This is a genomic window from Flavilitoribacter nigricans DSM 23189 = NBRC 102662, assembly GCF_002646595.1.
GTDB classification, from domain to species: Bacteria; Bacteroidota; Bacteroidia; order Chitinophagales; family Saprospiraceae; genus Flavilitoribacter; species Flavilitoribacter nigricans.
This window is the reverse complement of record NZ_PDUD01000077.1, coordinates 1-21,633: the sequence shown is the minus strand read 5'-3', so window position 1 is coordinate 21,633 and position 21,633 is coordinate 1. Positions and strand designations below refer to the sequence as shown.

At 51.8% G+C, this 21,633-nt stretch carries 13 protein-coding genes; 6 read left to right on the top strand and 7 right to left on the bottom strand.

What is annotated here, in order from left to right; genetic code table 11:
• Positions 1-144: 144 nt before the first annotated feature.
• Both CRP01_RS40700 and CRP01_RS40690 read right to left on the bottom strand, forming a co-directional pair.
• Positions 145-2,574, bottom strand: coding sequence for a TonB-dependent receptor (locus CRP01_RS40700; RefSeq protein ID WP_099155862.1), 2,430 nt, complete (start codon positions 2,572-2,574; stop codon positions 145-147).
• 374 nt (positions 2,575-2,948) lie between these two features.
• Positions 2,949-4,754: a rhamnogalacturonan lyase gene (locus tag CRP01_RS40690; protein WP_099155860.1), complete on the bottom strand. Its 1,806-nt coding sequence runs from the start codon at positions 4,752-4,754 to the stop codon at positions 2,949-2,951.
• A 445-nt stretch (positions 4,755-5,199) separates the two neighbouring features.
• Between CRP01_RS40690 and CRP01_RS40685 the strand changes: the two genes are divergently transcribed.
• Together CRP01_RS40685 and CRP01_RS40680 are read left to right on the top strand one after the other, a co-directional pair.
• Positions 5,200-6,078 carry an aspartyl protease family protein gene (locus tag CRP01_RS40685; protein ID WP_099155859.1) on the top strand — a complete coding sequence of 293 codons (879 nt, stop codon included), beginning with the start codon at positions 5,200-5,202 and terminating at the stop codon, positions 6,076-6,078.
• 101 nt (positions 6,079-6,179) lie between these two features.
• Positions 6,180-7,430: a porin family protein gene (locus tag CRP01_RS40680; protein ID WP_099155858.1), complete on the top strand. Its 1,251-nt coding sequence runs from the start codon at positions 6,180-6,182 to the stop codon at positions 7,428-7,430.
• A gap of 411 nt (positions 7,431-7,841) precedes the next feature.
• Here CRP01_RS40680 and CRP01_RS40675 read toward each other — a convergent pair whose 3' ends face one another.
• The 5 genes from CRP01_RS40675 to CRP01_RS40655 all read right to left on the bottom strand — a co-directional run bounded on the left by CRP01_RS40675 (position 7,842) and on the right by CRP01_RS40655 (position 14,829).
• Entirely contained in the window at positions 7,842-11,018 is a 3,177-nt protein-coding gene (locus CRP01_RS40675; protein ID WP_099155857.1) for an efflux RND transporter permease subunit, read from the bottom strand.
• Positions 11,019-11,098: 80 nt separating this feature from the next.
• Positions 11,099-12,169, bottom strand: a complete 1,071-nt coding sequence (locus tag CRP01_RS40670; protein WP_099155856.1) for an efflux RND transporter periplasmic adaptor subunit — start codon at positions 12,167-12,169, stop codon at positions 11,099-11,101.
• Between the two features lie 7 nt (positions 12,170-12,176).
• Positions 12,177-13,550, bottom strand: coding sequence for a TolC family protein (locus CRP01_RS40665; RefSeq protein WP_222845944.1), 1,374 nt, complete (start codon positions 13,548-13,550; stop codon positions 12,177-12,179).
• A gap of 3 nt (positions 13,551-13,553) precedes the next feature.
• Entirely contained in the window at positions 13,554-14,150 is a 597-nt protein-coding gene (locus CRP01_RS40660; RefSeq protein WP_099155855.1) for a TetR/AcrR family transcriptional regulator, read from the bottom strand.
• 67 nt (positions 14,151-14,217) lie between these two features.
• On the bottom strand, positions 14,218-14,829 hold the full coding sequence (locus tag CRP01_RS40655) for a TetR/AcrR family transcriptional regulator (protein ID WP_099155854.1): 612 nt from the start codon (positions 14,827-14,829) through the stop codon (positions 14,218-14,220).
• 266 nt (positions 14,830-15,095) lie between these two features.
• On the opposite strand from CRP01_RS40655, the gene CRP01_RS40650 reads away from it, so the two are divergent.
• The 4 genes from CRP01_RS40650 (at position 15,096) to CRP01_RS40635 (ending at position 21,452) form a co-directional block, all read left to right on the top strand.
• Positions 15,096-15,563: a DUF1440 domain-containing protein gene (locus tag CRP01_RS40650; RefSeq protein WP_099155853.1), complete on the top strand. Its 468-nt coding sequence runs from the start codon at positions 15,096-15,098 to the stop codon at positions 15,561-15,563.
• Between the two features lie 284 nt (positions 15,564-15,847).
• On the top strand, positions 15,848-16,909 hold the full coding sequence (locus CRP01_RS40645; RefSeq protein ID WP_099155852.1) for a VWA domain-containing protein: 1,062 nt from the start codon (positions 15,848-15,850) through the stop codon (positions 16,907-16,909).
• A gap of 172 nt (positions 16,910-17,081) precedes the next feature.
• Complete coding sequence (locus CRP01_RS40640) at positions 17,082-18,038, top strand: uracil-DNA glycosylase family protein (RefSeq protein ID WP_099155851.1); 957 nt, start codon at positions 17,082-17,084, stop codon at positions 18,036-18,038.
• A 42-nt stretch (positions 18,039-18,080) separates the two neighbouring features.
• On the top strand, positions 18,081-21,452 hold the full coding sequence (locus tag CRP01_RS40635; protein WP_099155850.1) for a S41 family peptidase: 3,372 nt from the start codon (positions 18,081-18,083) through the stop codon (positions 21,450-21,452).
• Positions 21,453-21,633 lie beyond the last annotated feature (181 nt).

Sequence of the window (21,633 nt, the reverse complement as noted above, 5' to 3'; positions counted from 1 at the left end):
GGTAAAGCGTAGAGAGACTGCAACCGTTAAAATGAGCGATTTTGCTCCATTTTAACGATAGGTAATCCCTCTACCCGCTACTCTATACCCGCTACCTAAGTTACATCGCAACTTAGATTTATCAGCGAGTTTCCTACCGTCATATTACTCATCAAAATCATCGCGATCACCGCCGCGGTCGGGTTTCTTATCCTGGTTCAGGCGGTAGTTGAAGGTCAGGACCACCTGGCGAGCCTGCCGCCACTGGAATACACTTTCGGATTTGAAATTGGGCAGATCGACAATACTGCGACGTTTACGGGTATTCAGCAGGTCCCGACAGGAAAGGGTAAGGGTACCTTTACCGCTGAATACATCTACCGAACCGGCAATATCCAGACTGGCCGATGAAAGGCGACGTCCCTGTGGCGTGTTTCTCGGAGCGCGGTAGCGGAATGATGTTTGTAATTGCACCGGTTCTCCAATCTGGATCTTGGAATTCAGTCTACTGTTCCAGCTGTAAGTATCGGCCGAATAGTCAATATCTTCGTACTGACCGTTGATCATGGCGCGGAAAAAGTTGAAATCGGTAGTGACGTCCCAGGCATCGGTCAGATCGTAGGAAAAATTGAATTCCAGACCGTAAGAATTCCGGGTGGACAGGTTAACCGGAAATTCGATAGAGGTTCCGTCTTCTCCCGGCAGGATCAGTTCTTCGATCACACCGCTGGTATTGCGGTAGTAAATGCTGGACAACATGGTACCGCGGTCGAAATATTTCAGATAACCCAATTCGTAGGAATCGGTAAACTCGGGACGCAGGTTCGGATTACCTACATTGTTATTCCGCGGGTCATTGAAATTGGAAAAGGGCAACAGACGACGGAAATAGGGGCGACTTAGACGGCGACTGTAACTCAGTTGGAGTTGTTGGGTTTGCGTTATTTCGTAGGACAAAGAAGCACTGGGGAAAAAACTGAGGTAGTTCTGTTCGTTTGATTGCGACGAGCGGACCAGCGTAGCGGTAATATCGGATAATTCAGCCCGCACACCACCCTGAAAACTGAATGCTCCGAATTCGGTGCCACCGATCAGGTATGCGGCGTAAATATTTTCGTTGTATTTGAGCTGGTCGTCAAAGCTGGGCAGCGTTACAAATTCTCCGTTCTGCTGTTCTTCCACCAGGAAATCGTTATTGATGGTACGGATCGCTGCACGCAAACCGGCTTCCATCCGGCTGCTTTCCGTAAAGGGGTGGACATAGTCGGACTGTACCAGCAGATTGATCTCGTCTTCCGTATTACTGGACCGCTGTTGCAACAGACCGATGGTTTCATCACTGGTCTGGCGGTATTCAGCCAGCTCGGTCTCATCGTCGAGAATGTATTTGAAAGTCGTTTTCCATTCCTGGTCTTTTTTGTCGAAAGTCTTGGTGTAGTCAAGTGAAAATTCCAGGTTGTTCTCTTTTTCGGTTTCGTCGATATCCCGCACCGTTTTTGCTACTACGTTCTGATTGGAATCGAAGTCCCGGTAGGTAACGGTAGCATCATTATCGTCTTCACCGGCCCGATAAAGCAAGGAGGCCGTCATTATGTTTTTATCATTGAGATACCAGTCGGCACCCAACTGCATGTAACCGCCCAGTCCACCGCGGACCTGATCTCTATCGGTACTGTAGTATTCGGTGAGCACTCCATCGTCGAAAAAGCGCTGGGTGGATAGACCTCCACCGGGGCCGCGGCGATAGTCAATACCAAAATTGGAAAAGAAGTTAAATTTCTGCCGGCGCAGGTTCAGATTGTAGGACGCGCCGTAATTAGATGGGTGACCGGCGGTGATACCAAAGGAACCGTTCACTCCCTTTTCCTGGTTTTTCTTCAGAATAATATTAATGATACCTGCTTCACCTTCGGCTTCGTAGCGGGCGGAAGGGTTGGTGATCACTTCCACACTCTGGATGATGTCACCCTGCATCCGTAAAAGGGCTTCGGTCTCCCCGGCACTCAGTAGTCCGGAAGGTTTACCGTTCACCAGGATGCGTACTCCCTGGCTACCGCGCAAACTGACATTTCCTTCGGGATCAACCGTTACCGAGGGTACGTTGTCCAGGATGTCTGCGGCACTGTTACCGGCATTCGTCAGGTCTTTACCGACGTTGAATACCCGGCGGTCGAGTTTGAATTCCATCTGGCTTTTTTCGGCGCGAACTTCTACCTCCTGCAGGGCCACGGCATCGGCCCGCATATCGACCATTCCCAGATCGAGCGGGGCCTGTCCGGCCGCGATGCTGATGTCGGAGAGGGTCTTGTCTTCAAAACCGATATAGGAGATCTCGGCGTAATATTTGCCGGGAGGGACTTCCATGCTGAACGTACCGTTATCTTCGGTGAGTGTGTTGTTGACAATGTTACTGTCCGCGACGGCGTAAATAGCGATAGTTGCGAAAGGCAAAGGTTCCTGATTACTACCCTGAACGAGTTTACCACTGATCTGGATCTGGTCGGACGGGGGAGTAGGGCTTACCTGGCTGAAGCCAAAAGTTGAGATCGATAAAGTTAGGATTAAGGCTAGTGTCCTAGTAAACGAAATGCACATATTAAAGTTAGTTTTTTACGTAATACGCTTCTATAACAAGATTTTAGAAAAATTGATCACAAAAAATGGGAAAATCTGGCCGGAAACCGGCTGGAGACTACGGATGATACCTATCCACCCGGGTACCCGGATCGGAAATGGTTTTAGCTGTAAATATTATGTTGGAAATGGTTGATGCGCAAATGCGCGGTGTTTCCCCTCTGGCCAGCTCCGGCACGAACCCGGATGAGTGACCACGAATTAGGAGGGTAGGTATTTAAGCAGGAAATCCGGCTACTTCGTATGCCGCAAAGACCGCCTGTTCGATCCATACCTTACTGTACAGGTCCTATCTTCACCCTAAAGGAAATCATCCAAACGGTAGCCGCCGGTCTTTACTTTTTCCCCAGAAAAAAGCTGGGATGGGGCGGTTGGTTGTAGGCCGTATTCTGCCAGGTCAGCGCCAGGCGGTATTGCCGGTCGAACGAAAGCGACGGTAAACCAAATTCAGTGGGAATAGTGGTGGAATAGATGCGCAGCGACTGATTATCCTTCGACCGCCAGATCACTTCTTCCCGCCAGTCGCCGAACAGGTCTCCGCTGAGGGCGGGCGTTCCTTTGGTACCGTTGTTCGAGCGGCAATCTTCCACGCTCAACAGAGATACCGTGCGATCGGGGTACCACTTACTGATTTCTGTGTGATCGAGGATTTCGCGGACCAGATCTCCGTCCCACCAGATCGCAAAATTGATGGGCGGGCGGTTGTCGCTTATTTTCCGGCCCTGGCTGTCAAATACACCGAGTCCGTGGGAGGCCCAGAATTCGTTGCCGGGATACGCATCGGAGATATTCGCCGTGAGGCCCCGTCCGATATCGCCGGTAGCATCTATGGTCCAGATGATCTCACCGGTGCCGGCGTCCCGTACGTGGAGGCCCGGATTGGTGATCCCGTCGTGGGTTTTTCCGGCGGATTCGTGGGGCATGAAAAATTCCAGTCCCGCCCGTCCGGGGAGCAAATCCCCGAGGTGGGTAGCGTCACCGTGCTGAAATCGGGTGGAATACAGGGGGGATCCGTCATCGTCAATGGCCATGGCGCCGTACATGATCTCGTCGCGGCCATCTCCATCGACATCCCCCACGGATAGGCTGTGGGCGCCCTGGCCGCCGTAGTCGGGCCAGTCGGGTTCGGAGTCAAATACCCATCGCTGACTCAATTTTCCATCCCTAAAATCCCAGGCGGCCAGGACGGTACGGGTATAGTAGCCACGGCACATGACGAGGCTGGGGGACTCGTCAAAATAGGCAACACCGGCCAGGAAACGGTCCGAGCGATTACCGTAGTCATCGCCCCAGGTGGCCTTCTGTTGGGCCGGTGTCGGGTTTTCGGTGTCCGGGTGCCGGCGCGGGGTGTAATAAACCGTGTGGAGTTCCGCACCATCCGTTCCCGAAAAAACGGTAAGGTATTCCGGTCCGCTCAGGATGGTTCCTCTGTCGGTCCGGTAGTCGGCCTGGTCATCGTCACTGGCGGCCGGGCCGCTTGCGAGATAATGTCCGCGTCCATCTTTAGTGCCCGGAGCGGTTTTGCAGGCAAGCTCGGCCTTGCCGTCCCCGTCGAGATCAAACACCATGAACTGTGTATAATGTGCTCCGGCCCGGATATTGATCCCCAGGTCGATACTCCAGAGGAATGTTCCGGTGAGTGTATAGGCGTGGAGAAGGACCGGATCGGTATAACCCGCATGGGAATTATCTTTGGCCGTTTTTTCCATCTTGACGATGATCTCGAATTGTCCGTCGCCGGTCAGGTCCCCGATCGATGCATCATTCAGGGTGTATCCTTCCGGGGTGCGGGTCGGGATCTCCAGGTAGGATTCGGCCCAGGGCCGGACCGGGTCGGAGGTTTCCGAAACGACCCCACTTGCAAGCACCTGGAGTACGTATTCACTATCACTGCTACCGGCCGGATCTACATAATGCGTGAGGCCGCTTAGGGGCGTTGGCGTGATGACCGCTCCGTCGCGGAGTAAACGATAGGTCACATTATCCGAGGAGTCCTGCGGGAACATGCGCCAGCTGAGAAAATTGTGATCGGATTGGGGAATAGTGATCAATCCGCGTTGCAACTGTTCGGCCTGGAAGGTTTGTCCGAATTGGATGTTCACCATTAAAAGAAGGCAAAGGAAGGTCAGTATCGTGCGCATAAAAAACGTTTAATCGGGTTGGGTGTACATCGGGAACGGAAGTATAAGACACTATCTCCGGACACGGGCTCGGCAATGGAAGCCTATGGTATAAAATAAGGGTTTTTATGACAATTATCCCCCGCCCGGCGCAGGGCTGTTCAATTCTATAAAAACGCAATGGGAATTTTTCAATTACAATGTCAAGCACAATAGCAATAGCAAGCAAAAGGCAGCTTTCTGCTCCGATCTTGACCTTTTCGCCTGATTTTGAGTTATTGAAATTGCCATTTTTTATATTCAATAATTTGAGTACAGCATCTACTGACCAAAGTGGTCTGGGATTTTCTCAAATCACTTCGCGTCATGTTTAGTCCGGAGCATCCGGTCAATGGATGGCTGCTGTTGGTCCAAATTATTTTTAATTCGGGATCGATCTTGACAATTAGTCTCAAAAACCTGACTGATGAAATTTTTGATCAACACTTTTGCTTTATGCTTTTGTTTTACGCTCGGCACCAAGGCCCAGGAGTATCCGATATTCGTGACCGACCAGGGGTATATACTCGTGGAAGTAACCCTTTGCGATAGCGTACGGGCCAACTTCATTCTGGATACTGGGGCCGGCGCGAATGTTCTCTCCCAAAAGACTTTTGACAAAATTGCCGGTACTGCCGAAGAATCCGGACATTTTACGGGCTTTCGGCACGACGGAGACCGGATCGACGGAATTGTTTACGATCTGCCGTCCCTGGCAATCGGTAAGAAGCAGCAGCACCATACCAGGGTCGGCATTTATCCGCCCCTGGATAGTTACGGCGTGGAGGGCCTGGTGTCGATGAAGTTTTTTGAAGACAAGCCATTTACGATCGACCTCAAAAACAAACGACTCAAATTCCCGCAGGCGGACGAGTTGGAAGCACTGGCCGCTGGCGGTACGGTAATTCCCCTGAGTTTCGGTATCCATACGGATATTGCACTGGATATTTTTATTCCTCTCTGCCTGAACGACAACACCCAGGTGACAGCGCTTTTCGATACGGGAAGTGGTTACGGGGGGCTGATCCTGCATCCGTATTATCTTTCCCGGCTGGGCATTGACAGCAGTGCCGTAGAGACCCGGCCTTACCGAACTCCCATTTCGCAAAAGGACCAGGAAGACCGGATCGCGGCGCTCCGTTCGGTGGATCTTTGTGATCCGCTTGCTCCTGCAGACTTGGAAATGAAGGACGTTCGGGCTACCTTTCGGGATGGAATGATCCACGAAGCACTCATGGGCAGTGGGATGTTCCGCGACCGGGCATTCACCATCGACATCCCGGGAGCACGAATGATCATCCATTGACCTTTTAACAATAGGTTTTCAATTATCAAGGTGCCGGACAGCGGCGCCACAAACCATATGCCTTCGGGCCTAGAATCGCAGCTCTAAATTAAACTGTAGCAATGAAAAAATCTCTGATGAAAAATGCCGTCATCGGCCTGATGGCCTTATTATTTTGCTCCTCCCTGGCCGGACAAATTGAATTCAAACCAGGTTACCTTATCAATCTGAACGGACAAAAGCAGGAATGCCTGATCAAAGACCAGGACTGGAAAGATAATCCGGAAAGCTTCACCTATAAATTGGGCGCAGCGGAGGAAGTCCGGGAGGGAAACCTGGATCAGGTCCTGGAATTCGGATTAGGTGAGGAAGTCCGCTTTGTCGCCGTCACGGTAGGAATGGACCGGGCCAGTGACCTGGTCAATGACCTGACTCTGGGCAGGAATCCCGACCTACAGCTGGAAAAACTGTTCCTGCGGATAGAACTGTCCGGAAAAGCGACCTTGTATAGTTACCGGGGAGAGAATCTGATCCGTTTCTTTTTTTCGGTCGATGGCAGTCCGGTCGAACAACTGGTTTATAAGAGGTATCGGATGAACAGCATGATGAAGATTGGCTACAATACCGCCTATCGGCAACAGCTCTGGAATCAGATGCGTTGCCCGGAGGCGAAATTCGCTCAACTCGAATCTGTAGCCTACACGCGGAATTCCCTGGTCCGGTATTTCTTAAAATACAACAACTGCACCGGAAGCGGAGAGACCACCAAATTCGTCCAACAGGACCGGAAAGAGCGATATCGTCTCAAGGTCACGCCGGGTATAAATTATTCATCCCTGCAGGTGGGGGAAAATCTTGGGTACCGATATTCGTTCGATACTGATTTTGGCCGGAAAGTCAATTTTCGACTGGGCCTGGAGGCCGAAGTACTTTTGCCCTTCAACGGAGGAAAATGGGGACTGGTACTGGAGCCGACTTTTCAGTATTACCGGTCCGACGTGATCAGAGACCAGGAAACGGAACCGACGAAGGCTCACTATCAGTTTATTGATTTCCCGGTAGGTCCCCGCTACTATATGTTCCTTTCCGATGAGCGTAAATTATTCATCGATGTCCTGTACATTTCTAATTTCTCCATCAACTTCAGCAAATCCGGAATTTTCTTCCCGACACCACCTTACCAGCGAACCTTAAACATCTTCACCCGCAACAGTTTCGCCCTGGGCGGTGGGATGGATCTGAATGACAAATACAGTCTCGAACTAAGGTATTATCTGAACCGGGAGATCATCGGTGATTATATCCGATGGGATTCTACCTATACCCGCTGGGCACTGATCGTGGGCTACCGTTTTTTTGCACCCGGCGGGTAGGCAGGGGCGTCCAACGCTCAAGTTATGCCAATGACCAATTCAATGGCAATAACAATAGCAATTAAGCAAATCCAGACGAAAAGGTCAATAATGGACCGAACAGTCGCCGCTAATTTGCTATTGAAATTGGAATTGAGATTGCAATTAAAAATTTGATATTCAATATCATAAAGCTGAACAGCCCCGTGTCCGATAGGGGAGAAGTGTTCCCTTAAATTAGCGTTAGCCTAAAAAACAAGCTGCCGGCCCCCGTTCGGGAACCGACAACCTGTACTTGTGGATAACTAAAAAGCATAATAACAAAACTAGAGGACAATAACCGGGAATAGCAGTGGGCTTATAATTGGGTGGAAATTGTAGATTGTTTTCACCGCTATCCCGGAATTGTGTTCTTGCCGGAGGTATGCTCTTTTAAGCGTGCACCGGTGTGAAGCCGTCCTCACTGACCTTTTGCGGCACGAATTCCTCCTCCATGAGTTCTTCGATCGGCTTATCTTCCTTACCTCCCTGAAAGCGGCGGATCAATCCGTCCGTAATGGAATAGATCACCGGTACAATGATGAGGGTCAGGAAAAGGGAAGTCACCAGACCGCCGATAATTACCCAGGCCAGGCCGTTTTTCCACTCGGCGCCGGCACCCGATGCCAGGGCGATCGGCAACATACCGAATACCATGGCGATGGTGGTCATCAGGATCGGGCGCAAACGTGCGTGGTTGGCCTGCACCAGTGCATCGTGGGTACTTTCCCCTTCTTCCTTCCGGTGGTTGGTAAAGTCGACCAGCAGAATGGCGTTCTTACACACCAGACCGATCAGCATGATGATACCCAATATCGTAAAGATATTCAGGGAGTTGTTGGTCAGACCCAATGCCAGCAGGGCTCCGATAAAGGACAAGGGGATGGAGAACAGTACCACGAACGGATAGACAAAACTGTTGTACAGCGCTACCATGATCAGGTAGACCAGCACGATGGCGGCCAGCAGGGCAATACCCAGTGTACCGAAACCTTCGCTCTGGTTTTCCATGTCACCGCTCCAGATGTAATCGACGCCCGCCAGTCGTTCAAGTTGTTCAAAGTGTTCCTGCCATTCGGCAGCTACGGTACCGGTTGCCCGGCCCACCGTTTGGGCTTCGATCTTCACTGCGGTACTTTTATCCCGGCGCTCCAGCTGACTGGGGCCGGAAGTTTCCCGGATGGAAGCAAACTGATTCAGTTGTACCTGTTCTCCGCGACCGTTCAAAAAGATCAGGTCGCTTACATCGTCGATATTTTTCCGGTTGAAGTTATCGTAGCGGATATTGATATCGTATTCGTATTCACCGGCCCGGTATTTTCCCTGCGTATTACCGCTGAAGGCCGTTTGCATGGTAGCTCCCACGGTTTGCAGATTGAGCCCCAGAGCGGCCATTTTATCGCGGTCGATCTCTACCTGGAGTTCCGGGTTACCGGCCTCGACGGAAAGCTGAATTTCCGTAGCGCCCGGGACCTCCTCCAGTTGGGCCATCGCTTTTTCGGCAAAAGCCAGGGTGCTGTCCAGTTCATTACCGGTGATCACCAGCGCCAGAGGCGCATTCTGGGCCGTACCCAGGATACTGACCGGGACGGTCGTAACTTTGGCGTTAACCAGTTGTTCTGCGAGTTCTCGTTTTACTTTTGCGGCGTAGATATAAGCGTCGTCCTCCCGTTCCTCTTTATCCACCAGACTGACACTGATCTCCGAAGCGTAGGCCGGAGATTGGGTGGCCCCGAAGCCGCCGGCACTGGACTGGCCGACCGTAGTGATCAGGTTGGTGATCTCGGGTTTGGTCCGCAGGTAAGCTTCGGCATCCCGGGTGATCTGGTTGGTTTGTTCTATGGAAGCGTCCTTCGGCAATTCGATCTGTACCAGGAACTGTCCCCGGTCACTTTTGGGGAAGAAATCCGCTCCGATGTACCCGGCAACTACCAGGTAAAACGAGCTGATGAACATCACAGTAACGGCCGCCAGGGTCACGATGCGGTGGCGCAGCGACCATTCCAGAATACCGGTGATCCAGTGGGTGAAACGGGTCAGTTGCCGTTCAAACCAGAGGATGAACTTACCGAAAATGGATTTACCGGTAATGTGTTCCAATTTACCGAAACGGGATGACAACCAGGGCACGATGGTGAAAGAGGCCAGCAGAGACAGCAGTGTGGCAATGATCACCGTCATACAGAACTGGCGCAGAATATCGGACACCAGACCGGTACTCAGCGCTACCGGAAAAAACACCGCGATGATCACCAGCGTGATCGCCGTTACGGTGAATCCGATCTCCTTGGTACCGTCGTAAGCCGCCCGCACACGGTTCTTACCCATCTCCATGTGGCGGTAGATGTTCTCGAGTACCACGATGGCGTCATCCACCAGGATACCCACCACTAGGGATAATCCCAGCAGACTCATCAGGTTCAGGGTATAGCCCAGCAGTTCCATACCGATGAACGTAGCGATCAGCGAGGCCGGAATGGAGACCATCACAATGAAAGAGTTCCGGATACTGTGCAGGAAGAACAACATCACCACCGCTACCAGTACTACGGCCAGCAGCAGGTCGTGGATCACTCCTTCCGCCGATTCGAGCGTGTAGGTGGAACTGTCGTTTGCAATGGCCAGTTCCAGGCCGTTACCGGCGTAATCCGTTTCCAGGGTGCCGATCAGGGCCTGTACGCCTTCACTAACAGCAACGGCGTTTGCGTCCGACTGTTTGACGATCTGGACGACGATGGAGGCCTCCTGATTGAAGCGGGCCAGTTTCTCTACATCCTTTTCACTATCCTGCACGTCGGCAATATCGCCCAGGCGGACCTGCACATCGCCCTGTTGGGCCACTACGATGTTGCGCAGTTCATCGACGCTGCGGTATTTACCGGAGAGCCGGATCAATTCGTTCTGCTCCCGGGTTTCCACCCGGCCGGTTGGGAAGTCCAGGTTGGAATTGATGATCATTTGTTGCACCTGCAAAATGGAAAGCCCGTAGGCCTGCAGCCTTTCGGCATCCAGGTTCACCTGGATCTCCCGTTCCTGGCCGCCGATGAGGTTGACCTGAGCGACCCCTTCGATCCGGGATAGCCGGGGGGCGATCCGCTTGTCCATCAGGTCGTAAAAAGCCTTACTATCCATTTCGGAAGTAGCCGACAGCGTCATGATGGGCAGGTCATCCAGCGAAAATTTGTTCAGTGAAGGCGGGTCCGTATCATCGGGTAACTGATTGAGAATGGCGTTTACCTTCCGTTGGGCGTCGTTCAACGCGTAGTCTACATCCGCGCCGGTCTTCAGGGTAACGACCACCATGGAAACGCCTTCAAAAGAGGTCGCTTCCAGTTTTTTGATATTTTCCATGGAAGCGACCGCATCTTCCACCGTTTTGGTCACCGTGTTTTCCACCTCACTGGGAGAAGCCCCCGGATAGATGGTGGTGATCGACAGTACGGGGGGCGAGAACTTCGGCAACAGTTCGTAGTTCAGCGCCTGGTAGGACAACAGTCCACCCAGTGTCAGTACCGTAAAGAGTACGATGATCAGGGTGGGCCGCTTGATGGATATTTCTGCTAATTTCATAGTCTTTTAGATTTAGTTGCCGGCAGGCTCCGCCCTGGATTATCGGGCGTGTGGGGCTCGCACGGACAACTGATCACGAGTTAATGCACCGGAGATACCTTGGTCCCGTCCGATAAATTCACCTGTCCGCTGGTGATCAGGATATCACCTTCCTGCAGACCGTCCAGGATCTCTACCTGGTCTTCAATAATGCGACCGGCGATCACCTTGCGGATGTGCGCGGTACTGTCCGCTTCCAGCATGAAGACCTCATTGGAGCTCACACTACCGACAAAGGCGGTCCGCGGTACCAGGATGGCCTCCTTGACCTCTTCTTCTTCGAAATGGGCCGTACCGAACATACCGGCTTTCAGGTCCTTGCCGGCGTTGTTGCTCACTTCGATCTCCACCGGAAAATTGAGGCTCTGGTCGGCCCTGGGAGAGATGAAGGTGACCCGTCCGGTAAATTCCTTATCGGGAAAAACGCTCGCCGTTACTTTCACCTGGTCACCTTCCTTGATCTGAATGACCTGGGATTCGCTTACCGGTACTTTCAGTTTCACTTGGGCAACATTGACGATGTCGAACATTTGAGCACCGGGATTTAAGACGGAGCCCGGTTCGATCTTCCGTTCGGCGATGATCCCGTTGATGGAAGAGCGGATGGAGGCGTCACCGATGTTGATCTCGATCTGTTCAATTCTCGATTTGGCGTTCTCTACGGCCAGTTTGGCCTGTTCCAGTTGCTGTTGGGTAATACCGCCGGTAGAGTAGGCGCTCTCGTAGCGGGCCAGATCCTTGAGGGCATTTTGGTAGATCGCCTCGGCGTTCTGGCGGTCGACATTCAGTTGATCGACCCGGATGGTCGCCAGGACCTGACCGACCCGTACCGCATCGCCTTCTTTCACCATTACTTTGACTACCCGGCCGGATTTTTCGGAGGCAAAGCTCAGTTCCTGGGAAGGAATGAAGTTGCCGTTTACACTGAATCCGAGGTTGAGGGCCTGTTTATTTACAGCTTCCGTACGTACCAGAACACTGCTATTTTCCTGAGCCACAATGGCTGTTTTTGCGTCGTTGGCTGCTTTGTTTTCTTCCAGAACGAATCCGATAGTGGCCAATACACCAGCTACAATCACGATCCACAGCAGCGCTTTGAAAAACTTTTTCATAAAAGGATTAATTTAAAAGTGACTTTAGGTTTCCTTGTGATTTAATGAGTTGAATTTCCGCCAACCGGTAGTCCAGCAGCGTTGTGGCATAATTATTCTGAGCTTGTGTCAGGGTATTCTGCGCATCCAGCAGGTCCGTCAAGGTAGCCAGACCGTTGTGGTAATTGTTTTCGGTATTCTCGTACACCTGTTGGGCCAGTTCCACGTTTTCCTGCTGGTTTTCCAGCGTCAGCTGGGTGTTGTAGATCTGGGTTCGGGCGTTGGCGTCGGCCAGTTCCAGTTGCTGGGTGGTCCGGCGCAGGTCCAGGGCATTCTTTTGAATACTCACTTCGGCCTGGTCCAGCCGGGCCCGGGTAGCGCGGCCGTTGTAGATGGGTACCCGCAGGTTGAGCCCGATACTACCGAAACCGAACCAGTTGGCGCCCCGGTTTTCTCCCCGGAACAATACGAACTGATCGCTAACCCCCATGATGGAATAGTTGCCGGTAAATGACAGCGAGGGGTAGTACTCCGCTTTGTAGGCTTCCTTCTGGTATTTCAGCAGATTGGCCTGTTGCTCCAGTACCTGGTAGGACAGGCGATTGGTGAAATTCGCCCCGGTACTGATATCCACGACCTCCGCCCGTCCGGCCAGTTCGTCAAACTCGGCACTGGGCAGTTCGATCTCGGTATCCAGCGGCATTCCCATGTAGAATTTTAGTTGGTTTTCTAGTTGCTCGATACCGTTGAGCAATTGCTGGCGCTGGGTTTTCAGATTCGACATACCGACCGCCGTACGATCCAGATCGATCTTGCGGGCCAGGCCGTTTTCCAGTAGGTTATTGATGATATTGTAAGTCTTCTGGGTATTGACCAGATTAGAGTCGATAACGCCCAGTTTCTGGCGCTGTACCAGCACCTGATAGTAACTGTTGGCCACGATCTCAATGATCTGCTCTTCGGCCAGATCGTAGCTCAGGCGGTAAAAATCCTGGGCCGCCCGGCTGGCTTTAAGCGCCGTGAAAACGGACTGATCAAAGATGGTCTGACTCACGTTGATACCGGCATTGGCCGACCAGGTGGTACCACTCTCAATGGCCACGGTCTCTCCGGGTTGTCCGGCCAGCGCCCCGTCCAGAATAAAGCGTTGCTTCTTGTACTGGTCCGTCAGGTTACCGGTAGCCGATACCTGGGGCAGCGCCCGGGAACGCGTCTCGGCGATCTGATATTCTCCGTTGGCTACATCCAGAGCGGCTGATCGCAGATCTAAGCTGTGTTGCAGGGCGTATTGTAACGCATCCTGCAGGCTGAGCGTGGTGCTTTGCGCCCGGCCGAAGTGGGTGATCATTAAGAAGCCCGCCAGCAGTAGTAGCCTTGCCGGCGTTTTTAATCCATTCATCATAGTCTAATTTGAATTACAGTTTTTTTGTAGCAGTTTTTTTCCTTTATCGCTGACCAGCCCGTAGAGCTGGGATCGAAGTAATTGTTGACGGAGTTCTTCGGTACTGTACTTTTCGGCCGGGTAGACGTCCTCCCGCCAGTACAACCAGGCGTTCATCGTCTGGTGACGAGCCATCAGTTCGGTATTGATACCGTGACGGTAGATGCCTTCGGTAATACCCCGCTCGAGATTATTGCGGAAAAACGCAAAGAGAAACTCATCCCGAAAATGGATGAGCTGCCGGTAGGAATCGGGATATTGCACTTCCAGGTCATCGAAAACGGCCTTACTGAAATGCGCTTTGAGGTCCGAGAACAAGTGGGTGCTTTGCAGCAGTTCGTCGATGGCATCTACGGAATTGCGGAAAATGCTTTCCTGCTGCTGCCGGATCCGGTCCAATACATGGGAATAGATCCGCTGTACCATCGATTCCTTATTGCCAAAAAGCTTGTAGATCGTCTTTTTAGAGATCCTGCATTCCTGCGCGATCTTATCCATAGTCACGGCTTTTATGCCGTTGATCCAGAATAAAATTTCGACTTTTCGGGCGATGGAATGCATTTACTTTTGTGTTTAAAATTTGTGTTTAACAAAAATGTCAAAATGGGGGCAAAAAAAATCACAGGTCCTAAACCTGTTTTTTAAAGATCATAGACATGATGATCTTTTTGCGTTCTTCCAGCAGTTGGAAGTACGCTTTATCATCGAGGTCCATTACACGTTTGTAGATCGGTTTCATTACGATCGGAAAGGAAAGCAATGAAAGCAGGTTCCAGACAAACTGGATCGGGGCCATCTTCTCGATGGTGCCTTTTTCCATTTCCGATTCAATGACCTTGAAAAACTTATCCATATCTTCTCGCACTTCCACTTCGTGTTCCAGTGGGATCTCGTGTTTAATCAACTGCTGGTTCAGTTGGGCCACCATATAGGTTTCGAGATAAGGATAGGTTATCGCTTCGTTCAGATAGACATCGATGAACTGTTCCATTTTGCTCCTGAAATCAAGGTCCAGACTAAATACAAACCGCATTCTCTTCTTAAAATGGAAGCGGGCATCTTTTAGTACCAGTTCAAAGAGTTTGTTCCGGGACCGAAAATAGTAGTTGAGCAGGGTGCGGTTGACACCCGCAGCGTCGGCGATCTCCTGGGTGGTAGCGTTGAAACGCCCCTCCACAAAAAAGAGATGTTTGGCGGCCTGCTTGATGACTTCTTCGGTTTCCGTATCTTTCTTGGTCATGGTTTTACGCTATGTTTAACAAAAATGTCAAACATCATTGTTAAGGCAAATGTTGCCCCTATCTTAAACTTTTTTTCAACTATTTTGAAATACCTGTATCTTTTATCTGTATTCCGTTGATTTACTGGCAGATCGAAAAAATGCCACCTTGCTTACCGTTTGTCTTTTTCTTACAAAAAAATGCGCCCTGGATATGGATTATTTGCTATCATTATCGGGATGATCCGCTGTAGACCGTAACCTGAACACCCATAAACCCGACCACTATGCCCACCATTGATGCCCGTTGGAAAACCATTTTACTAGCCGGCCTAATTGCCGGCACGCTGGATATCCTCGCTGCAATTTTTATCCTGGCCGGAGGCCATGGGGGCCGGGTGCTGAGGTTCATTGCCCGCGGAGCTATCGGTGATACTGCGATGGAAGGGGGAGCCGGAATGGCGCTGCTGGGACTGGTATTTCACTTCTTTATCGCCACTTCCTTCGCTGCCGGCTATTTTGTGGTGTATCCCCGGGTGCCACTTTTACAGCGGTCGGTATGGCTGAGCGGTCTTTTCTACGGAGTATTTGTCTGGGCCGTTATGCAGTATCTGGTGTTGCCGCTCACCTACAATGCACCGGCACCTTTTTCGCTGGCCGGCTCCTGGAAGGCCATTTTGATCTTAGTGATCGCGGTCGGTTTGCCCATTGCCTGGATCACCCACCGGTATTATCGCCACCACTCCGTTCGCTAAGTTCTGAAAGTGCGGCAATTTCCCATTTTTGGTTAGATAAGGGTACCAAATTTTAAGAATAAAATAACAGATATTTAGGATTTAATTGGCCCGTCAGAAACAACAACTCACTCCGGTTTGTCGTAATAAGTTATTGAAAGTCAGTGTGTAAATTTTGAAACAGGGAGTGCTGACGGGCAGGGCAAATACGATTCCCGGCTTGCCTGGTATGGATCATTCGCCGTCTTAACCCCGATCTGTGCCAAAGAGCAGACTTCCTGCTACAGACCAAAAAACCGTTTATCATGAAAACAATTCATCCCTTGATGCTATTGGCAGCCTGTGCCTTGTTCCTACTGCAAACTTCCTGCAAAAAAGAAAGCCACGCTCCGGATCCCATCAACGATTGCTGGCAGCAATCGGGCAACCAGATCAAATTCACCGTTCTGAACGGGCCCGAAGTAAATCTGCCCTCTAAGATCTCCATCTTTTTCAAACTGGATGACAAAGACGGCAAACCGGTGGCTAATCTGACGGAATCCGACTTCCACATTTTCGAACAGGGCCTCAATGATGCCTGTCCGTTACTGGCTTCCCAATCCGAAGCCCAGCGTCGCATTTCGGAAAGAGAGCAGATCTTTTCCTACGCCACATTACTGGTGCTGGATCTATCCGGCAGTGTGGTGGAAGATTACCTGCAGGACCTCAAAAGCTCAGCCAAGCGATTTATCCGGACGATCTCCGACGAACGACCGGACAGTGAGGCCCGGATCGGGATCTGGTGGTTTGACGGCGGTACGGACCTGCACCAGTTGGAAGGCATCACCTCCGATACCAGCAAACTGATCGCCCGCATCAACGGCATTACCAAAGACATCAGTACCGATAATTCTACCAATCTGTACGGAGCCGTGACCCAGATCGTACCCATTGCGGATGCCGTACTGACCACCGAAAAGCAACGGGACGTGATCTCCGGTGCCTCGGTCGTGCTCTTTACCGACGGTCGTGACCGGGCCAATCGAGTCAGTCGGGAAACCGCCCTGCAGGCCGTAAGCGAAGCCGACCCGGCCATCAACTATTTCACCATCGGTCTCGGTGGAGAGATCAATACGGAAGATCTGCGTCGCATCGGACGGGACGGATTTTTCCCTACCGGGAATATCGGCCAACTGGAAAGTACATTCCAGGCAGTGGCCCAGACGGTGAACGACGAAGCCAACAGCTACTATTTCTTCGAATACTGTAGCCCGATCCGCAACGGTGCGAATAACCGGCTCATCCTGGAAGCCGTGCACAACGGTCGCCGCGGGTTTCTGGAAGCCAGCTTTGACGCTACCGGATTTAGTGGTGGATGTGGGCTGTGATCCGAAAGTGAACCCGTCAGTTTGCCGCCAATCATCCGGCAAACTGACGGGAAACCGATAATACCTACCAATTCCGGGAGGCTAGGGGGCTTTGATTTGAGGTGGAAAAAGTTTAACTTTAGGGGAGCTTCATACGAAATGATGAAGTTTTTTTAATGCTAAAACTAAACCCATGCCCCTTTCACTAAAGAACCTGCTTCAGGTTCAATACCTGTCGCTAGGTATTGACGAAGTATTGGACCTTCCCGTACATGCCCTAAAAGGCGTCACAGCCACAGACGCCACCCATCTGGACGATGCTTTCGGCATCAAAACCATTCGGGATATGGGCCGTAATCGTTTCTTCCATAGTGCTTATCAGATCCTCCGATCGGAAAACGATCAGTCTTTTGATCCCGGACCACCTCTGGAATGGGAGGCGATCTTTGCGTCTGCTCCCATCAGTCATTACGAGAATCATCCGGCCGCACGTTTCCGGATAGACTTCGGCCCCGTATTCTACCGGGGACGTCTGGATGGGACCGCTCGGGTGCTGGTAGTGGGCCAGGATCCTTCCACGGACGAGATCCTGGGCCAGCGGGCCTTTGTGGGCAGCTCCGGCCAGCGGCTGCAGCGCTATCTGAATAAGATCGGGATCCATCGCTCGTACATCATTGTCAATACTTTCATCTACAGCATCTACGGTCAGTTTGACAATACGATGGAGCAGATCTCTTTGGAACCCGCTATCCGGGATTATCGGAATGAAATTCTGGACACCATCGTTGCTGAAAACCCGATCGAGGCCATCATTACCTTCGGCCGGGCCCCGGCCCACGCCATTACCAACTGGGCCAATACGCAGAACCTGCCGGTTTTCAATCTGGTGCATCCGGCGGCCGATGTAGCTACTGCGTTTCCCAGCTGGAACGCCCAACTCCAGCCTTTGACAAATGCCGTTAGCCCGGACGATCCGAACCTCGTTGATCTGACGCCCTACCAGGGCAGCTGGCGCCGGGCCGCTCACAAAGCGGATATTCCAAGGTTTGACCTGCCTTTCGGTATTCCTGTCTGGCATGGTACCAATGGTACCCGGAGTAAGCGAGATCCCGCCGATCGGCAAAAACAGATCGTCTGGAAGGCGATCTGAACCAGCTGTCCCAACCCACTTTTTTAATCAACTGTATGCGCTATGCCCAATCCAGTAGAAGCGATCAATACCCTGAAATATATCCTCGAGGGTAGAGTAGTCACGATGAACCAACAACTTGATGTCCTGCCTCGCGGCCGGATCTTTGTCGATAGCGGTAGCATCGTCGGAGTTCGTTCCGTCGGCGAGGGGTTTGAAGATGGTTTTTCTTCTGATGATATTATCCGGGTAGGGGGGACCATCTATCCCGGCCTGATGGAGTTGCACAATCACCTGCCCTACAATATCCTCCCGTTCTGGCTGCCGATCCGGATGTTCCAGAACCGCAATCAGTGGGGAAGCATCAAGGAATACCGGAAGTTTATCACCGGCCCCATGCAAACGCTGGGAAAAACCGCCGGCTATCCCGGCGCCATCGTGCGTTACACCGAGTGCAAAAGCCTGATCGGTGGCGTAACGACCAGTCAGGGGGTGACCCTGGCCAATTCGCAGATCCGAAAGCGGTACTACCACGGTCTGATCCGAAATGTAGAAGAAACGAATGATCCGGAATTGCCCGAGGCCGAAACCCGGATCGGGGATGTAACCGATGCTTTAGCATTTTTCAATACCATCAAACCGAATAAAACCAAATTACTCCACCTGAGTGAAGGAGTTGACGAAAGGGCCCGGGGATTTTTCACGAATCTACAGATCGATACGGACCGCTGGGCCATCACCAACCGACTGGCCGGCATCCATTGTACCGGTCTTGATCCGGATGATTTTGAGGTGCTCGGTCGCTTTGGTGGCTCCATGATCTGGTCGCCCTTCAGCAATATCATTCTCTACGGAGACACGGCAAAAGTCCAGGCGGCTAAGGATCATAACCTGACGATTGCACTGGGCGCAGACTGGGCGCCGAGCGGCGGTAAAAACCTGCTGGAGGAACTAAAGGTTGCCAAGATGTACAGCGAGCAGTCCGGGGGCATATTCAGCAGTCGGGAACTGGTGGAAATGGTTACCGTCAATCCGGCAAAAATACTCGGCTGGGACGCGCGCCTGGGCTCCATCGCGCCCGGTAAAAAAGCCGACCTGATCGTCCTGATCGGCCACCAGGAAGATGCCTACGACAAACTGATCGAAGCCAACGAAAAGAACATAAGCCTGGTCGTGATCAACGGCATACCGAGATGGGGCCAGGAGCGATTGATGGAACAGTTTGATCTGGATCACGCCACCCTGGAAGAAGTACAGATCGATAATGTCAAAAGGCAATTGTACCTCAAAAATGAAAATGAGGATGAAGTACTGCAGGGCATCACGCTGGCCGGAGCTGAAGCCATGCTCCGCAACGGGCTGACCAATATCAAACAACTGGCCACGGACCTCGAACAGGGCACCGGGAGCGGTTTGCTGGTCGGTGCGGATGGTACGCCCAATTCCGATGAATGGGTACTCGTGCCGGATCTGCATTCGGAGGATGATGTGGAAGAGATACCGGAATGGGGATTGCTTTCCGGAGTTAAATTCAGTGAGATCGCTACGCCGCTTTTTCTGGACGGACTGGCGGTAGCGGATGATGATTTTCACTTTGATCTGTTGTCCATTCAGCCCAACATACCGGAATACATCCGGGAAGGTTTGCCGGCCTTTTACGGTCGCACACCGGCGCAGGCGGTAAGCAATCCTTACACTTTGAGCAATGACCAGCTGCAGTATTCGGCTATCCCGTTGGAGGTTTTTGTGAAAACTTCCAGTAACCTGCGCCGACGGGAAAAACTGCTGATCGTGGAGCAGGCTATGTTGTTGCTGGACCAGGTTTACGTCCATCTGCCCCTCAAAAGGAGTATGTATGCGGCCAACCCACTGCAGAAGTTAAAAGTGATCCAGACCAATCTGGTGCGGTTTGACGATCACATCCTGAATAATGACAACGTATTTCACCGGGAAATGCTGGAAGTGTTCAGCAGCCTGCGGGATCTGCATACCAATTACATTCTGCCGCAACCCTACAAATACCGCTATGCTTACCTGCCTTTCCTGGTGGAAGAGTACTTTGATTTTCAGGAGGATATATCCGCCCGGTTCATGATCACCAAGGTGCTGGGTGGAGTGGAAGAACAATACCCCGATTTTGTATCCGGGGTGGAGGTTCTGAGCTGGAACAATACCCCTGTGGAATGGATCGTGAATTCGAATTCCCGCCGGCAGTCGGGGAGCAATGCGGCCGCCCGCCGGGCCCGGGGCATCGATACCCTGACGATCCGACCGCTGGCCACCAACGCTTCACCTACGGAATCGGTGGTGAGCCTGGAATACCGCAAACCGGATTCAGCGGAAATCAAGCGGGCGGATTTCCAGTGGGTCGTATCCTATTTCCCTCCCCGGTTTGAAGATGAGGAAGATCGCGAACATACCAGTGCGATCCTGGCGAACGGCCTGGATTACCAGACCAATGCGGTCAATCATGTGAAGGAACTGTTCTTCGGAGCAGCGGACTCCCAGCCGGTAAGCGACGAATGGATACGTCCGGATCATTTTCCGGGATTGATGCGGGGAAAAGCGTATTATCCCGATCCGGACAAGCCCTCGCAAATGGCTGCCTATATCCGCATCTTTAGTTTTAATGCCAACAGTGCGAAGGATTTTTTGGAGGATTTTGTCTACCTGTACAACCGGGTTTACCAGGAAGGTATGAGGGGACTCATCCTGGACATCCGCGGCAATGGCGGTGGTCTGATCACGGCCAGCGAAAAACTACTGGAACGCTTGGCGGGAGATATTTTCCAGCCGCAGAAAGCACAGTTTATCAATAGTGATATAACGCTTGCTCTGTGCAAAAAGCACGACGACCGTTCTCCCTATATCGATCTTTCGGTTTGGCAGGATTCGATTAACCTTTCCCAGCAGACCGGAGATATCTATTCGCTGAGTTTTCCGATCACGGAAATTAAAAGGTCGGCCAGGTTTTCTACCACACCTAAGCTTCAATTACACGACGGGCCCATCGTTCTGATCACCGATGCCCTTTGCTACAGCGCGGCCGATATTTTTGCGGCAGGTTTTAAAGACCACGGTTTGGGGCAGATCCTCGGTATTCACAAAAATACGGGAGCCGGCGGCGCCAACGTCTGGAGCCATGCCCAGTTGCGCACTTTAATGGATTATAAGCCGGAGCCGGGCGAATCAAATCCTTTCCAACCGCTTCCTAAAGGCACCGCTATGCGGGTGGCGGTACGCCGTACCCTGCGACAGGGGAGTGATCGCGACCGCATGCCGGTAGAAGACCTGGGGATTCGCCCGAATGAGGATTACCGCATGACGGCCGATGATCTGACCAAAAGCAACGTTCACCTATTGAAAAGAGCCTTTGCACTGCTGAGGCGAAAAGCGGACCCAGTGGATGAAATGCCTTTAACCACTGTGCTCTAGGATCGGGAGCCGTCCGGTACAAAAGTCGCATCCGCAGAGGATCCGGCTTTGGATCATATAAATAATTCAAGTTGCCTTTAATTTAGATTCTAGCCAAAAGAGACTAGAAAAAGCCAATAAATAGGAATTTTATAGAATCAGAGCGGGAAGCTTAACAATAAGGTTGAGTGCCAAGCGAAGA

What these genes read in the sequence shown, in the direction of transcription:
- CRP01_RS40645 (WP_099155852.1), top strand. Translation starts at nt 15,848, where the DNA reads ATGAAAACAATTCATCCCTTGATGCTATTGGCAGCCTGTGCCTTGTTC.
- CRP01_RS40650 (WP_099155853.1), top strand. Translation starts at nt 15,096, where the DNA reads ATGCCCACCATTGATGCCCGTTGGAAAACCATTTTACTAGCCGGCCTA.
- CRP01_RS40690 (WP_099155860.1), bottom strand. Translation starts at nt 4,754, where the DNA reads ATGCGCACGATACTGACCTTCCTTTGCCTTCTTTTAATGGTGAACATC.
- CRP01_RS40665 (WP_222845944.1), bottom strand. Translation starts at nt 13,550, where the DNA reads ATGATGAATGGATTAAAAACGCCGGCAAGGCTACTACTGCTGGCGGGC.
- CRP01_RS40660 (WP_099155855.1), bottom strand. Translation starts at nt 14,150, where the DNA reads ATGCATTCCATCGCCCGAAAAGTCGAAATTTTATTCTGGATCAACGGC.
- CRP01_RS40640 (WP_099155851.1), top strand. Translation starts at nt 17,082, where the DNA reads ATGCCCCTTTCACTAAAGAACCTGCTTCAGGTTCAATACCTGTCGCTA.
- CRP01_RS40675 (WP_099155857.1), bottom strand. Translation starts at nt 11,018, where the DNA reads ATGAAATTAGCAGAAATATCCATCAAGCGGCCCACCCTGATCATCGTA.
- CRP01_RS40670 (WP_099155856.1), bottom strand. Translation starts at nt 12,169, where the DNA reads ATGAAAAAGTTTTTCAAAGCGCTGCTGTGGATCGTGATTGTAGCTGGT.
- CRP01_RS40680 (WP_099155858.1), top strand. Translation starts at nt 6,180, where the DNA reads ATGAAAAAATCTCTGATGAAAAATGCCGTCATCGGCCTGATGGCCTTA.
- CRP01_RS40685 (WP_099155859.1), top strand. Translation starts at nt 5,200, where the DNA reads ATGAAATTTTTGATCAACACTTTTGCTTTATGCTTTTGTTTTACGCTC.
- CRP01_RS40655 (WP_099155854.1), bottom strand. Translation starts at nt 14,829, where the DNA reads ATGACCAAGAAAGATACGGAAACCGAAGAAGTCATCAAGCAGGCCGCC.
- CRP01_RS40635 (WP_099155850.1), top strand. Translation starts at nt 18,081, where the DNA reads ATGCCCAATCCAGTAGAAGCGATCAATACCCTGAAATATATCCTCGAG.
- CRP01_RS40700 (WP_099155862.1), bottom strand. Translation starts at nt 2,574, where the DNA reads ATGTGCATTTCGTTTACTAGGACACTAGCCTTAATCCTAACTTTATCG.